Below are 13,313 nucleotides of genomic sequence, written 5' to 3' on the forward strand. Positions count from 1 at the left end.
ACGGCGCGCGCGCCCGATCGTCAGGTGCCCGAAGTGCCCCCAGTCGACCTGGGCCTGCTCGCCGGGCAGGGTGCGTAGCCGCAGATAGGCCTCGGCGCTCGGGCGCGGGCGGTGGCGGGCGATCAGGTGGCGGAAGTGATCGGGGCGCCCGGGGTAACCGCGTGCGCGCGCCATGTCGTAGAGCCGCGCGGCCGTAAGGCGCGGAAACTGCGCGAGCGTCTCGTGGAGGAAGGGTAGATAGGGGTCGATCGCCGAGGCGCGCTGCACGGGGCCGTGCCGGGGCAGGCCGGCCTGGGCGAGCACGCGCGCGACGGTGTCGCGGTGCAGCCCGAGCTGCACGGCGATGGTGCCGATGCGCCAGCGCTCGGCGTGGTAGTAGCGCAGGATCTGCGCTTCGTGTTCAGGGGACAGGGCCATGGCGGGGCGGACTCCGTTCGGATCGCGGACAGGGGCGCCGAACCGGGGAGTGCAGGAAGTCCTGACGCACGAACGGGGACAGCACACGGTGGCACAGGTGGCACTGCCCGCTCGCGGACGGTACGGACTCGGGCACGGTCGGCGCGGTCCTTACTTCAACAGGCGGGGCCGGCGGCGGGGAACCCTGATGCGTCACTTCCTGGCGTCGCGCGCGGTAGCGGCGCTGGCGTTGCGCGTGCGCCAGGCGCCCCGCAAAGCTCGCCTGGTAGCGCGTGCCGGCTGCCCGCAGCGAGGCCGCGCGGGCACGCTGGGCGCAGCCGGCGGCGCAATAGCGCTGCCCCCGATCACAGTGGCTGCAGATCAGCACTGCCGCGCGGCACGCGGCACAGAGATAGCGTCGTCCGGTCGACTCCATGGGCCTTGAGGCCCGTGGGAGACTCGACGCCAGCGCCCACTTCGTGAAAGACTACGGGCGCAACGACCGCGCAGCCTTGCGCGGGTGTGGGGCGCGACACTGGGGATGACTTGGCGGTTTGAGCCGGTGTCGCGCCTGCGTTGCCACAGGCCGAGCCCGATTGTGCGCGCATCGGCCACTCGGGTGCCAAACGCCCTCCCTCCCGATTGTACGAACACCCCGCCCGCCATCGGCGCGCCGGGGTCAGGGGCGTTTCCAGTTGCCCTACGGGCGCCTTCCAACGCCCCTGACCCCATCAAGCAAACAGCCGCTATCCGCTCACCAGATCAAGGTCATGCTGTGCCGTGCCGGCGGTGGACGCCGGATTTGTGCGGGAATCGACCGCCGTTAACACTTGGCGTAGGGGATTCTCGACGTGTCATCCACGGCGATCAGCCGTGGCCTCATTGAAGCTATCTGGCTTTGTCGGCGACGCGCTCGCCGCTCAGGGTCATCCACGGCGATCAGCCGTGGCCTCATTGAAGCATGGTGTAGAAGCGGGCGCGGGGGCTGCCGACGGTGTCATCCACGGCGATCAGCCGTGGCCTCATTGAAGCGTGATCTGCAGCCAAAGTTGTAGGTCTTTCAGTTCCGTCATCCACGGCGATCAGCCGTGGCCTCATTGAAGCCGGATGGCCTCGGCGATGGCGAAAGCGGCCTCGGCGGTCATCCACGGCGATCAGCCGTGGCCTCATTGAAGCTCAAACGGCGACCCCTTCGACACCCGTGCCGAGGCGTCATCCACGGCGATCAGCCGTGGCCTCATTGAAGCGGCGCGCAGGGCGCGAAGCAGATCAAGTACGCGACGGCGTCATCCACGGCGATCAGCCGTGGCCTCATTGAAGCTACTGGCAGGGCTGGTCCTTGATTGCGATCGCGGAGTCATCCACGGCGATCAGCCGTGGCCTCATTGAAGCGCCGCAGGACAGGTGAGCAAGTACATCCACCGCGGGCGGTCATCCACGGCGATCAGCCGTGGCCTCATTGAAGCACGAGGTCGACGTTGTAGTCGGTGCCCGCGACATAGGTCATCCACGGCGATCAGCCGTGGCCTCATTGAAGCTCGATCGCTACGGTCCCCTGCTCACCGAGGCGCAGCGTCATCCACGGCGATCAGCCGTGGCCTCATTGAAGCGGCGTAGGCGACGAACGCCGCCTGCAGCTCGCGCGGCGTCATCCACGGCGATCAGCCGTGGCCTCATTGAAGCATCGGCGACGCCTCGGTCCGGAATACAGCCTCATGCGGTCATCCACGGCGATCAGCCGTGGCCTCATTGAAGCGCCGAGCTGCGCGACCACTACGAGGCCACGCTGGCCGGTCATCCACGGCGATCAGCCGTGGCCTCATTGAAGCCCAACCTTCCCAACCTTCCCAGCCTCGCCCCTCGCGTCATCCACGGCGATCAGCCGTGGCCTCATTGAAGCGTCCAGGTGTTGCCGATCACCATTTCCGCGAGCTCGTCATCCACGGCGATCAGCCGTGGCCTCATTGAAGCTCCCTCGCGTAGCGCTCATACATCCACGCCATGCCGGCCATCTTCGGCAATCACCCGTCGCCTCGCCGAAACCCCTCGCCCGCAGAGCCATCCCGGAGATTTTTCACCCAAGCCTCTTGAACCGCCCCCGGCCGCCCCCAAGTACCCGTCTGTTTCGCATTACAACACGGAGCCAACCGACATGCAGGACCCGAACCAGGCCAGCCAGAACCCCACCGACCAGCCGGCGGAGCAGGCCGCGCAGGGCGGCGCGCAGCAGCCCGCGCAGAGCGGCCCGGAGCTCGACCTCCAGGCCGCCGCCGCGGCGGCCGACACCGCGCCGGAGAACGGCATCGACAGCATGCCGAGCCTCGAGGAGGTGCTGCGCCAGGCCGAGCTGAAGGCCGCCGAGCACCACGACGCCTGGCTGCGTGCCAAGGCCGAGACCGAGAACCTGCGCCGGCGCGCGCAGGACGACATCGCCAAGGCGTCGAAATTCGCTGCCGAGAAGTTCGCCACCGCGATGCTGCCGGTCAAGGACAGCCTGGAGGCCGCGCTCGCGACCGAGAACCAGACCGTGGACAAGCTGCGCGAGGGCGTCGAGCTCACGCTCAAGCAGCTGATCTCCGCCTTCGAGGGCGCAAAGCTTGCCGAGGAGAACCCGCTCGGGCAGAAGTTCGACCCGAACAAGCACCAGGCGATCAGCATGGTCGAGGCCGACGCCGAGCCCAACACTGTCGTCACCGTGCTGCAGAAGGGCTACCTGCTCAGCGAGCGCGTCATCCGCCCGGCGATGGTGATGGTCTCCAAGGGCAAGGCCCAGTAAGACCCGCAGGCAAATTCCCGCGGCGCGCTTGAAAGCGCGTCCGCCCGCCCCATATTCGAACCAGACCGGCGCGCCACAGGCCGCGCCTCCCGAATCCAGACTGAAAAGGAACTCTCATGGGCAAGATCATCGGCATCGACCTCGGCACCACCAACAGCTGCGTCTCCGTGATGGAAGGCGGCAAGCCGAAGGTCATCGAGAACTCCGAAGGCGCGCGCACCACCCCGTCGGTGGTCGCCTACGCCGAAGACGGCGAGATCCTGGTCGGCGCGCCGGCCAAGCGCCAGGCCGTCACCAACGCGCGGAACACCCTGTTCGCGATCAAGCGCCTGATCGGCCGCCGCTTCGAAGAGAAGGAAGTGCAGAAGGACATCGCCATGATGCCCTTCACCATCGCCAAGGCCGACAACGGCGACGCCTGGGTGGAGGTGCGCGGCAAGAAGATCGCGCCGCCGCAGGTGTCCGCCGAGATCCTGCGCAAGATGAAGAAGACCGCCGAGGACTACCTGGGCGAGGAAGTGACCGAGGCCGTCATCACGGTGCCGGCCTACTTCAACGACAGCCAGCGCCAGGCCACCAAGGACGCCGGCCGCATCGCCGGGCTGGAAGTCAAGCGCATCATCAACGAGCCCACCGCGGCCGCGCTCGCCTTCGGCATGGACAAGAAGCCGGGCGACTCCAAGATCGCCGTGTATGACCTCGGCGGCGGCACCTTCGACATCTCGATCATCGAGATCGCCGACCTCGACGGCGAGCACCAGTTCGAAGTGCTGGCCACCAACGGCGACACCTTCCTGGGCGGCGAGGACTTCGACCAGCGCATCATCGACTACATCGTCACCGAGTTCAAAAAGGAGCAGGGCGTCGACCTCAAGAACGACGTGCTCGCGCTGCAGCGCCTGAAGGAAGCCGCCGAGAAGGCCAAGATCGAGCTGTCCTCCGGCCAGCAGACCGAGATCAACCTGCCCTACATCACCGCCGACGCCAACGGTCCGAAGCACCTGGCGATCAAGATCACCCGCGCCAAGTTCGAGTCGCTGGTCGAGGACCTGATCGAGCGCTCGATCGAGCCCTGCCGCATCGCCCTGAAAGACGCCGGCCTCAAGGTCACCGACATCGACGACGTGATCCTGGTCGGCGGCCAGACCCGCATGCCCAAGGTCATCGACCGCGTGAAGGAGTTCTTCGCCAAGGAGCCGCGCCGTGACGTCAACCCGGACGAGGCCGTCGCCGTCGGCGCCTCCATCCAGGGCGGCGTGCTGCAGGGCGAGGTCAAGGACGTGCTGCTGCTCGACGTCACCCCGCTGTCGCTGGGCATCGAGACCCTGGGCGGCGTGATGACCAAGCTGATCCAGAAGAACACCACGATCCCGACCAAGGCCTCGCAGGTGTTCTCGACCGCCGACGACAACCAGTCGGCCGTGACCATCCACGTGCTGCAGGGCGAGCGCGAGATGGCCTCCGGCAACAAGAGCCTGGGCCAGTTCAACCTGTCGGACATCCCGCCGGCGCCGCGCGGCATGCCGCAGATCGAGGTCACCTTCGACATCGACGCCAACGGCATCCTGCACGTGTCGGCCAAGGACAAGGCCACCGGCAAGGAGAACAAGATCAAGATCCAGGCCAACTCCGGCCTGTCGGACGACGAGGTCCAGCGCATGGTGCGCGACGCCGAGGCGCACGCCGAGGAAGACAAGAAGGCCCACGAGCTCGTCGACGCGCGCAACCAGTGCGACGCCCTGGTGCACTCGACCCGCAAGGCGCTGACCGAGTACGGCAACAAGCTGGCGGATGACGAGAAGTCCAAGATCGAGGCCGCGATGAAGGAGGCCGAAGAGGCCATCAAGAGCGGCGACAAGGACAGCATCGAGGCCAAGAGCCAGGCCCTGGCGATGGCCGCGCAGAAGCTCGGCGAGCAGATGTACGCCCAGGCCCAGACCGAAGGCGGCGGCCAGCCGGGTGCCGGCGCGGGCGGCCAGCAGGCCGGCGGCAAGGCCGACGACGCCGACGTGGTGGATGCCGAATTCACCGAAGTGAAGGACAAGAAGTAATCGTCACTCTGGCGAACCCTTCGCGGCCGAGCCCCGCCGGAGCCCCGCTCCGGTGCCGGCTCGGCCTTTGCTTGAGACCAGACTGAGCGAAGCACCATGTCCAAAAGGGATTACTACGAAGTCCTCGGCGTCAACCGCGACGCCGGCGACGACGAGATCAAGAAGGCCTACCGCAAGCTGGCCATGAAGTTCCACCCGGACCGCAATCCGGACAACAAGGAAGCGGAAGAGAGTTTCAAGGAGGCCAAGGAGGCCTACGAGATGCTCTCCGACCCGCAGAAGAAGGCCGCCTACGACCGCTACGGCCACGCCGGCGTCGACCCGTCGATGGGCGCCGGCCCCGGCGCGCAGGGCTTCGACGGCTTCTCCGACGCCTTCGGCGACATCTTCGGCGACCTCTTCGGCGGCGGCGGACGCGGCGGGCGCTCGAACGTCTATCGCGGCGCCGACCTGCGCTACAACCTCGAGATCACGCTGGAAGAGGCCGCGCGCGGCGCCGAGAAGACGATCCGCATCCCCACCGTCGAGGAGTGCGGCACCTGCCACGGCAGCGGCGCCAAGCCCGGCACCCACCCCAAGCCCTGCCCCACCTGCCAGGGCCACGGCCAGGTGCGCGTGCAGCAGGGTTTCTTCTCGATCCAGCAGACCTGCCCGAAGTGCCACGGTAGCGGCAAGATCATCCCCGACCCCTGCCGCGACTGCGGCGGCGCCGGCCGCACCAAGAAGCAGAAGACGCTCGAGGTCAAGATCCCCGCCGGCATCGACGACGGCATGCGCCTGCGCCACGCTGGCCACGGCGAGCCCGGCCTCAACGGCGGCCCGCCGGGCGACCTCTACGTCGAGATCCACATCCGCAAGCACGCGGTGTTCGAGCGCGACCACGACGACCTGCACTGCGAGATGCCGATCAGCATCACCACCGCGGCGCTCGGCGGCGAGATCGAGATCCCCACGCTCGAAGGCATGGCACGGCTCAAGATCCCCGCCGAGACACAGAGCGGCAAGGTCTTCCGCCTGCGCGGCAAGGGCATCAAGAACGTGCGCAGCCATGTGCACGGCGACCTGATGTGCCACGTGGTGGTCGAGACCCCGGTGAACCTCACCGAGCGTCAGCGCGAGCTGTTGCGCGAGTTCGAGGAGATCTCCAGCGGCAACGCCACCCGCCACAACCCCAAGGCGCAGGGCTGGATGGACAAGGTGCGGGACTTCTTCGGCGGCTGAGACGGGTAGCGCGGCGGGCAAGGCTTCGCGGCTGCCGCCGCTCCTACAAGAACCGTCGCGGCTCTCCTGTAGGAGCGGCGGCAGCCGCGAATGGGGCTATCCGGAAACGACGTGCGTCTCGACCCCAACCGCCGGGTTCGCGCCTTCCGGCGCTCCTACAGAAACCGTCGCGGCCTCCCTGTAGGAGCGGCGGCAGCCGCGAATGGGGCGGTCCGGCGCTCGGCGAGCAGCCCGATCCCTCAGGCCAGGCCTTCGGCCTGGTCGGGCAGCCAGACCTGCTCGCCGTTGGGGCGGTAGGCCAGCAGGTGGGCGACGATGCCGCCCTGGATCGACATGATCATGGTCTCGAGCGCCTTCTGCACCGTGTCGTCGTCCGGCTCGCGCCCACCCTGCCCGCTCAGGCAGCCGACGAACATCATGTCCCAGCTCTGCCCGGTGTGGCGCGACTCCTCGACCAGCTCGTCGAAGCTCTGCAGCTCGTCGGGCTTCTTGTCGACGTACATCACCGGCACCAGCGCGCCGCCCTCGCCCTGCTCGAACTTGGCGCGCTGCTCGGCGGTGGCCTTCTCGGGGAGCTCGGCGCGGGTGAAGACGAGCAGCAGGCGCTGCGGTTCGGGCTGCTGGCGGGCGGCGTCGAGCAGGCTCTGGAAGCCGGTGATGATCATGTGCGGGGTTCCTTGTGCAGGTTCGGGTCGGTTGGGTTCGGTTCGGCCGGGCGGGGCACCGCGAGGCGAGACGGCGGCGCGGCCGTGATGCGCGATCGCTGCGTTCCGCACGCCGTCGACAGAGCGCTCAGGCGCGGCGCCAGGTGGTGCCGCCGGCGCCGTCCTCGAGGATCACGCCGGCGGCGGTGAGCTCGGCGCGAATGCGGTCGGCCTCGGCGAAGTTCTTCGCCTTCTTGGCGGCGGCGCGTTCGGCGATGCGGGCCTCGATCGCGTCGGCATCCAGCCCGCCCGCGTCCGGCGCGCCGGCCTGCAGGAAGGCCTGCGGCTCGCGCCCGAGCAGGCCGAGCACGCCGCCGAGCGCCTTCAACTGCGCCGCGAGCACCGGCGCGGCACTGCGGTTGACCTCGTTGGCGAGCTCGAACAACACGGCCACCGCCTCGGCGGTGTTGAAGTCGTCGTCCATCGCCGCGCGCAGGCGCTGCGCGAAGGGCTCGCTCCAGTCGACCACCGGCGCCCCGGCCACCGGCACGTTCTTCAGCGCGGTGTACAGCCGGGTGAGCGCGTTGCGGGCGTCCTCGAGGTGGGCGTCGGAGTAGTTGAGCGCGCTGCGGTACTGCGCGCGCAGGATGAAGAAGCGCACCACCTCGGGGTCGTACTTCTGCAGCACCTCGCGGATGGTGAAGAAGTTGCCGAGCGACTTCGACATCTTCTCGTCGTCGACGCGCACGAAGCCGTTGTGCATCCAGTAATTGACGAAGGCGTGGCCGTGCGCGCCTTCCGACTGGGCGATCTCGTTCTCGTGGTGGGGGAACTGCAGGTCCATGCCGCCGCCGTGGATGTCGAAGTGGTCGCCGAGCAGGTCGGAGCTCATCGCCGAGCACTCGATGTGCCAGCCCGGCCGGCCCTCGCCCCAGGGCGACGCCCACTTCACCTCGCCCGGCTCCTCGACCTTGGCGTGCTTCCACAGCACGAAGTCGAGCGGGTCGTTCTTGTCCTGCGCCACATCGACGCGCTCGCCGGCGCGCAGTTCGTCGAGCGACTTGCCCGACAGCTTGCCGTAGCCCTTGAACTTGCGCACCGCGTAGCACACGTCGCGGTTGGCGGCGACGTAGGCCAGGCCCTTTTGCTCCAGGCGCGAGATCAGCGACTGCATCTGCGCGACGTAGTCGGTGGCGCGCGGCTCGTGGTCGGGGCGCAGCACGCCGAGCGCGTCGGCGTCCTCGTGCATCGCGGCGATGAAGCGGTCGGTGAGCTGGCGGATGCTCTCGCCGTTGTCCTGCGCGCGACGGATGATCTTGTCGTCGATGTCGGTGATGTTGCGCACGTAGGTCACGTCCAGCCCGCTCGCGCGCAGCCAGCGCGCGACCATGTCGAACACCACCATCACGCGCGCGTGGCCGAGGTGGCAGAAGTCGTACACCGTCATGCCGCACACGTACATGCGGACCTTGCCGGGTTCGATGGGCGTGAAGGCTTCCTTGCTGCGCGACAGGGTGTTGTAGATGGAGAGCATCGGTGCGGGCGGATCGGTACGGGAGGCCGGCCGTCGGATCGACGCGGGCGGCGGCTCGATTGTGAGGGGGGGGCCTTGTTGCTAGAATTCGGCGCTTGAAAAGCGCTTCGATTCCGCGTTTCGGGCAGGCCCACGCAAGCGCGCGAGTATAGCACGCAGCCCCCGGCACCCTCCTCGCCCACGCCCCGGCCCCATCGCCCGGCGTGCATCGGAATCGCAGGCGACGCCCGCAGCGGACATCGCCGCGGCCACCCTTCCGCCCCATCCCAGGAGCCTCCATGAAACGACACCTGCTTGCCTTCGCCACCGCAGCCAGCCTGGCCTTCCCGGCGCTCGCCGCCAACCCGACGGTCGAACTCAAGACCAGCCAGGGCGACATCGTCGTCGAGGTCTTCGCCGACAAGGCGCCCAAGTCCGCCGAGAACTTCGTGCAGTACGTGAAGGACGGCTTCTACGACGGCACCGTGTTCCACCGCGTGATCGACGGCTTCATGGTGCAGGGCGGCGGCTTCGACGCGAACATGAACCAGAAGGCCACCCGCGCCCCGATCGAGAACGAGGCAAAGAACGGCCTCAAGAACGAGCGCGGCACGCTGGCGATGGCGCGCACCTCCGACCCGCATTCAGCGAGCGCGCAGTTCTTCATCAACCTGGCGCCCAACACCTTCCTCGACTACCCCTCGCGCGACGGCTGGGGCTACGCGGTGTTCGGCAAGGTCGTGAAGGGCATGGAGGTGGTCGACAAGATCGCCAAGCTGCCCACCGCCAACCGCGGCTTCCACCAGAACGTGCCGGTCGAGGCCATCGTCGTCGAGAGCGCCAGCGTGGTCGGTACCGCCGCGCCGGCGAAAAAGCCCGCGAAGTAAGCCTTCAGAGCAAGACCCAACCCCACCGCCCGGCGGCCACCCCGCCGGGCCCACGCCAGATCCACCCCAGGAGAATCCGCATGGCAGTCAAGCTGCACACCAACCACGGCGTCATCACCCTCGAACTCGACGCCGAGAAGGCCCCGGTCACCGTCGCCAACTTCCTCGCCTACGTCGAGGCCGGCCACTACGACAACACCGTCTTCCACCGCGTCATCGACGGCTTCATGATCCAGGGCGGCGGCTTCGAGCCCGGCATGAAGCAGAAGGCCACCGGCGAGCAGATCAAGAACGAAGCCGACAACGGCCTCAAGAACGACCGCGGCACCATCGCCATGGCGCGCACCCAGGCTCCGCACTCGGCCACCGCGCAGTTCTTCATCAACGTCGCCGACAACGCCTTCCTCAACCACACCTCGCCCGACCTGCAGGGCTGGGGCTACTGTGTGTTCGGCAAGGTCAGCGAGGGCATGGACGTGGTCGATGCCATCCGCAAGATCAAGACCGGCTCCAGCGGCTTCCACCAGGACGTGCCGAAGGAAGACGTGATCATCGAGCGCGCCGAAGTCGTCTGATCGTGCCCGCGCGCGACCCTTCGCAAGCGGCTTCCGCCCCGGCTCGGCCGGGCGGGGTCGCCACCACGATGCCGGAAGCCGCCCGCGCGGCGCTTCCGGCATTGTTCATTTCCGACCTCCACCTGACCGAGGACGAGCCCGCCAACGTCGCAGCCTTCCTCGCCTTCCTGCAAGGCCCGGCGCGCGAGGCGGCCAGCCTCTTCATCCTCGGCGACCTGTTCGAATACTGGGCCGGCGACGACGACCTCGAGACCCCCTTCAACGCGCGCATGGCCGCCGCGATCCGCGCGCTCGCCGACGCCGGCACCGCGGTCTTCTTCATGACCGGCAACCGCGACCTGCTCGCCGGCGCGGACTTCGCCCGCGCGATCGGCGCCACCCTGCTGGAGGATCCAGCGCGCGTGCGCTTCGGCGATCACGACGACCAAGACGGCACCGACGCCGCCCCGGTGCTGCTGCTCGCCCACGGCGACGCGCTGTGCACCGACGACCTCGCCTACCAGGCCTTCCGCCGCCAGGTGCGCGCCCCCGCCTGGCAGGCCGGCTTCCTCGCCCAGCCGCTTGCCGCGCGCAAGGCCTTCATCGCCGGCCTGCGCCAGAAGAGCGAGGCCGCCAAGGCCGAGAAAGCCATGGAGATCATGGACGTCAACGCCGACGCGGTCGCCACGCTGCTGCGCGAACACGGCTACCCCACCCTGGTGCACGGCCACACCCACCGCCCCGCCAGCCACCGCCTCACGGTGGACGGTCGCGACTGCGTGCGCCGCGTGCTGCCCGACTGGCGCGGCCACGCCTGCTGGCTGCACTGGGACGGCCGCGACTTCACGCCCGAATCGGGCGATGCCGTCAGGATTTAACGCACCGCTGCCGCCCTCCGGGCTTAAGATCGAAGTGCCAGGACCGGCGCCGGGCGTCTCCATGGAGCACCCCGGCGCCGGGACCGGGCCACTCGTTCAACGCCCACAGGAGGCTGCAGGATGGCGAATTACAAGATCGAAGACATCGAAGGCATCGGCGAAGTCACCGGCAAGAAGTTCCGCGAAGCCGGCGTCAAGGACACCGACGCCCTGCTCGCCGCGAGCACCACGCCCTCGGCGCGCGCCAAGCTCGCCGAGGCCACCGGCCTCTCCACCGCCCAGGTGCTGAAGTTCGCCAACATGGCCGACCTCTACCGCATCCACGGCGTCGGCTCCGACTACGCCCAGCTCCTCGAGGCCGCCGGCGTGGACACCGTCCCCGCCCTCGCCCGCCGTGCCCCGGCCAACCTGGCCGCGACGCTGGCCCAGGTGAACGCGGAGAAGAAGCTCACCCGCCGCGTCCCGCCCGAGGCCGACGTCGCCAAGTGGGTCGAGCAGGCGAAGGAGCTGCCGAGGGTGCTGGAGTACTGATCGGGGTTTCACGAGGGGCGGCGTGGGGGACGGCCGCCCCGCAAGGGCAAACCAGCAGTGAAGACCGAGGGGGCCAAACCCGCACAACGGACGGTAGCAGTTGGCCGGGCGCACGCAGGGGACATCTACCCCTTCCCGAGCGCAATCTCCACCGCTGCCCCGGCATGGATCGCCGTGGTGTCGAACAGCGGCACACTCGCATCCTGCGCCGCCACCAGCAGCGAGATCTCGGTGCAGCCGAGGACGATGCCTTGCGCGCCGCGCTCGACCAGGCGGCGCATCACCTCGCGGTAGGCGGCGCGCGAGGCGTCTTCGACGCGGCCGAGGCAGAGCTCCTCGTAGATCACGCGATGCACGCGTTCGCGGTCGTCCGGCTCGGGGACGAGCACCTCGATGCCGTGGCGCTCCGCCAGGCGGCCGCGGTAGAAGGCCTGCTCCATGGTGAAGCGCGTGCCGAGCAGGCCGACGCGGGACAGGCCGGCGCGGCGGATGGCGGCTGCGGTGGGGTCGGCGATGTGGAGCAGCGGGATGTTCGTCGCGGCCTCGATGGCCGGGGCCACCTTGTGCATGGTGTTGGTGCACAGCACGATGAAGTCGGCTCCGGCGCGCGCCAGCGCCTGCGCGGCCCCGGCGAGCACGGCGCCGGCGGCATCCCAGTCGCCGTCGTGCTGCAGGCGCTCGATCTCGGCGAAGTCGACGCTGTACAGCACGATCCTGGCCGAGTGCAGGCCGCCGAGGCGGGCCTTCACCGCTTCGTTGATCTGGCGGTAGTAAGGCACGGTGGATTCCCAGCTCATGCCGCCGAGGAGGCCGATGGTCTTCATGGGGTGCGACTCCTGGAGGATGGGGAGTGCACAGGATGCCACCGGGGGGCGAGCGCGACGTAGCCGCGCCGAGCTGGCGATCGAACATCCGCGCCTGGTGGTGGAGGTGTTATCGGGCTCCACCGCCGCCTGCGACCGCAGCATCGAGTTCGTCGCTTATCGCAAGCTGGCCGATCTGCGCGAATGCCTGCTGGTCGACGTCGATCAGCGCCGCCTGGAGCTGCACCGGCGCGAGGCCGGGCACTGGATCCTGCTCGAGAGCGAGGGGGACGGGCCGGCGCTGCGCCTGGAGAGCGTGGACATGACGCTTTCGCCGGCGGAGGCGTTCGAGGACCTGAACGAGGAGGCTCGACCGGAGCGGTGACCTGGTGTTGGCGGAGCCACTGCGCTCCATGCAGGAGCGCCGGCAGGCGCGAAAGCGGCGTCCGCGCTCCCTCCGGCGCCGCGGTCGACGAACCGCTCCATTCGCAGCTGCCGCAGCTCCTACAAGAGGTCCGGGGCGCGTGGCGGTTGCTGTAGGAGCGCCGGCAGGCGCGAAAGCGGCGTCCGGGCTCCCTCCGGCGCCGCGGTCGACGAACCGCTCCATTCGCAGCTGCCGCAGCTCCTACAGGAGGTCCGGGACGCGTGGCGGTTTCTGTAGGAGCGCCGGCAGGCGCGAAAGCGGCGTCCGCGCTCCCTCCGGCGCCGCGGTCGACGAACCGCTCCATTCGCAGCTGCCGCAGCGCCTACAAGAGGTCCGCGACGCGTGGCGGTTTCCGTAGCGCGAACGCCGCTCCGCCCCCGCCGTCCCCTGTAGGAGCGCCGGCAGGCGCGAAAGCGGCATCCGGGGTCCTTCGGGCGCCGCGGTCGCCGAAGCGCTCCATTCGCAGCTGCCGCAGCTCCTACAGGAGGTCCGGGACGCGTGGCGGTTTCTGTAGCGCGAAAGCCGCTTCGCCCCCGCCGCCCCTGTAGGAGCGCCGGCAGGCGCGAACAGGGACGCGTGGGTGGCGGCGGAGTCGCAGGTTTTCGGCGCCCTGTTCGCGCCTGCCGGCGCTCCTA

General features: G+C 68.9%; 11 protein-coding genes, 1 pseudogene and 1 CRISPR repeat array. Of the genes and pseudogenes, 8 read left to right on the forward strand and 4 right to left on the reverse strand.

Annotated features, from left to right (window positions below):
• A pseudogene (locus C667_RS13550) lies at nucleotides 1-417 on the reverse strand (IS21 family transposase); the annotation flags it as partial.
• Between the two features lie 832 nt (nucleotides 418-1,249).
• Nucleotides 1,250-2,367: direct repeats of the CRISPR family, unit length 36 nt; unit sequence GTCATCCACGGCGATCAGCCGTGGCCTCATTGAAGC.
• A 181-nt stretch (nucleotides 2,368-2,548) separates the two neighbouring features.
• On the opposite strand from C667_RS13550, the gene grpE reads away from it, so the two are divergent.
• The 3 genes from grpE (at nucleotide 2,549) to dnaJ (ending at nucleotide 6,444) form a co-directional block, all read left to right on the forward strand.
• A complete protein-coding gene (gene grpE, locus C667_RS13555; protein ID WP_004365686.1) occupies nucleotides 2,549-3,172 on the forward strand; it encodes a nucleotide exchange factor GrpE in 624 nt (207 codons plus the stop codon).
• A gap of 116 nt (nucleotides 3,173-3,288) precedes the next feature.
• The gene (gene dnaK / locus C667_RS13560) at nucleotides 3,289-5,223 is read left to right on the forward strand and encodes a molecular chaperone DnaK (protein ID WP_004365690.1); all 1,935 of its coding nucleotides are present in this window, start codon (nucleotides 3,289-3,291) and stop codon (nucleotides 5,221-5,223) included.
• Nucleotides 5,224-5,319: 96 nt separating this feature from the next.
• A complete protein-coding gene (dnaJ, locus tag C667_RS13565; RefSeq protein WP_004365692.1) occupies nucleotides 5,320-6,444 on the forward strand; it encodes a molecular chaperone DnaJ in 1,125 nt (374 codons plus the stop codon).
• Nucleotides 6,445-6,683: 239 nt separating this feature from the next.
• Here dnaJ and C667_RS13570 read toward each other — a convergent pair whose 3' ends face one another.
• A complete protein-coding gene (locus C667_RS13570) occupies nucleotides 6,684-7,109 on the reverse strand; it encodes a hypothetical protein (protein WP_004365693.1) in 426 nt (141 codons plus the stop codon).
• Nucleotides 7,110-7,236: 127 nt separating this feature from the next.
• Complete coding sequence (cysS, locus tag C667_RS13575) at nucleotides 7,237-8,622, reverse strand: cysteine--tRNA ligase (RefSeq protein ID WP_004365696.1); 1,386 nt, start codon at nucleotides 8,620-8,622, stop codon at nucleotides 7,237-7,239.
• 278 nt (nucleotides 8,623-8,900) lie between these two features.
• Here cysS and C667_RS13580 point away from each other — a divergent pair, with 278 nt between their 5' ends.
• The 4 genes from C667_RS13580 to C667_RS13595 all read left to right on the forward strand — a co-directional run bounded on the left by C667_RS13580 (nucleotide 8,901) and on the right by C667_RS13595 (nucleotide 11,451).
• Nucleotides 8,901-9,488 carry a peptidylprolyl isomerase gene (locus tag C667_RS13580; protein ID WP_004365697.1) on the forward strand — a complete coding sequence of 196 codons (588 nt, stop codon included), beginning with the start codon at nucleotides 8,901-8,903 and terminating at the stop codon, nucleotides 9,486-9,488.
• A gap of 80 nt (nucleotides 9,489-9,568) precedes the next feature.
• The gene (locus C667_RS13585) at nucleotides 9,569-10,063 is read left to right on the forward strand and encodes a peptidylprolyl isomerase (protein WP_004365699.1); all 495 of its coding nucleotides are present in this window, start codon (nucleotides 9,569-9,571) and stop codon (nucleotides 10,061-10,063) included.
• A 68-nt stretch (nucleotides 10,064-10,131) separates the two neighbouring features.
• Entirely contained in the window at nucleotides 10,132-10,920 is a 789-nt protein-coding gene (locus C667_RS13590) for a UDP-2,3-diacylglucosamine diphosphatase (RefSeq protein WP_039921563.1), read from the forward strand.
• Between the two features lie 120 nt (nucleotides 10,921-11,040).
• Nucleotides 11,041-11,451 carry a DUF4332 domain-containing protein gene (locus tag C667_RS13595; protein WP_004365703.1) on the forward strand — a complete coding sequence of 137 codons (411 nt, stop codon included), beginning with the start codon at nucleotides 11,041-11,043 and terminating at the stop codon, nucleotides 11,449-11,451.
• 125 nt (nucleotides 11,452-11,576) lie between these two features.
• Here C667_RS13595 and C667_RS13600 read toward each other — a convergent pair whose 3' ends face one another.
• A complete protein-coding gene (locus C667_RS13600; RefSeq protein WP_004365705.1) occupies nucleotides 11,577-12,275 on the reverse strand; it encodes an aspartate/glutamate racemase family protein in 699 nt (232 codons plus the stop codon).
• Here C667_RS13600 and C667_RS13605 point away from each other — a divergent pair.
• Nucleotides 12,265-12,639, forward strand: a complete 375-nt coding sequence (locus C667_RS13605; protein ID WP_245538473.1) for a Uma2 family endonuclease — start codon at nucleotides 12,265-12,267, stop codon at nucleotides 12,637-12,639. The genes C667_RS13600 and C667_RS13605 overlap by 11 nt on opposite strands.
• Nucleotides 12,640-13,313 lie beyond the last annotated feature (674 nt).

Source organism: Thauera phenylacetica B4P (assembly GCF_000310225.1).
Taxonomy (GTDB): Bacteria; Pseudomonadota; Gammaproteobacteria; order Burkholderiales; family Rhodocyclaceae; genus Thauera; species Thauera phenylacetica.

Excerpts from the sequence above, each read along its gene's own strand:
- grpE (WP_004365686.1), top strand. The coding sequence starts at position 2,549 with ATGCAGGACCCGAACCAGGCCAGCCAGAACCCCACCGACCAGCCGGCG.
- dnaK (WP_004365690.1), top strand. The coding sequence starts at position 3,289 with ATGGGCAAGATCATCGGCATCGACCTCGGCACCACCAACAGCTGCGTC.
- dnaJ (WP_004365692.1), top strand. The coding sequence starts at position 5,320 with ATGTCCAAAAGGGATTACTACGAAGTCCTCGGCGTCAACCGCGACGCC.
- C667_RS13570 (WP_004365693.1), bottom strand. The coding sequence starts at position 7,109 with ATGATCATCACCGGCTTCCAGAGCCTGCTCGACGCCGCCCGCCAGCAG.
- cysS (WP_004365696.1), bottom strand. The coding sequence starts at position 8,622 with ATGCTCTCCATCTACAACACCCTGTCGCGCAGCAAGGAAGCCTTCACG.
- C667_RS13580 (WP_004365697.1), top strand. The coding sequence starts at position 8,901 with ATGAAACGACACCTGCTTGCCTTCGCCACCGCAGCCAGCCTGGCCTTC.
- C667_RS13585 (WP_004365699.1), top strand. The coding sequence starts at position 9,569 with ATGGCAGTCAAGCTGCACACCAACCACGGCGTCATCACCCTCGAACTC.
- C667_RS13590 (WP_039921563.1), top strand. The coding sequence starts at position 10,132 with ATGCCGGAAGCCGCCCGCGCGGCGCTTCCGGCATTGTTCATTTCCGAC.
- C667_RS13595 (WP_004365703.1), top strand. The coding sequence starts at position 11,041 with ATGGCGAATTACAAGATCGAAGACATCGAAGGCATCGGCGAAGTCACC.
- C667_RS13605 (WP_245538473.1), top strand. The coding sequence starts at position 12,265 with ATGGTCTTCATGGGGTGCGACTCCTGGAGGATGGGGAGTGCACAGGAT.
- C667_RS13600 (WP_004365705.1), bottom strand. The coding sequence starts at position 12,275 with ATGAAGACCATCGGCCTCCTCGGCGGCATGAGCTGGGAATCCACCGTG.